This window comes from Paenibacillus artemisiicola (assembly GCF_017652985.1).
Lineage (GTDB): Bacteria > Bacillota > Bacilli > Paenibacillales > Paenibacillaceae > Paenibacillus_Z > Paenibacillus_Z artemisiicola.
Window position 1 is genome coordinate 1 of the sequence record NZ_JAGGDJ010000132.1, and the last position, 573, is coordinate 573.

Annotated in this window: 1 pseudogene; it reads right to left on the bottom strand. The window is 78.4% G+C overall.

Annotated elements, in window-relative coordinates:
* Window positions 1-573, bottom strand: a pseudogene (locus tag I8J29_RS33545) (response regulator); the annotation flags it as partial.

Sequence of the window (573 nt, forward strand, 5' to 3'; positions counted from 1 at the left end):
AGGCACGCGGCGAGCCGGGCCCAGTCGTCCTTCGCGCCGGCCCCGGCGAACAGGCCGAACAGCGGGTTGAGCGCCGCGCGGACGGCCGCCGCGTCGCCCGCCTCGACCGCTTGCAGCAGCCGTTCGGTGCAAACCGCGATGTCGGGCAGGCGGCAATCGCCGTCCGGCGCCCTGCTGGGGCGCCGGTACGGGTGCAGGCCGGCCCGGCGCCCCAGCAGGGCGCGCCGGCGCGCCTCGAGCGTCTGCCCGTGCAGCGCGGGCAGGACGGCAAGCCCTTGGCCGCGTTCGCTGGCGTACACCGCCAGCCCGTCGAGCGCGTCCGGCAGGCGCGCGGCGGCCTCGGCGAGCCGCGCCTCGAAGTCTGCGCCGGCTTCGCGCTCGTCGAGCACGAGCATCCCGCACCGGCCGGGCGCTTCCGCGAACGCGATCGCCCGGAGCCCGTCCGGGAAGGCGGCCTCGAGCAGCCGCCGCAGCCGGACGAGCGCGCCGCTGCCGGGCGAGCCGGAGCCGGCGAGCGGCTCGGCGAGCAGCAGCCGGCAGCGGAACGGAAGAGCACACGCCCGAGCTCCAGTT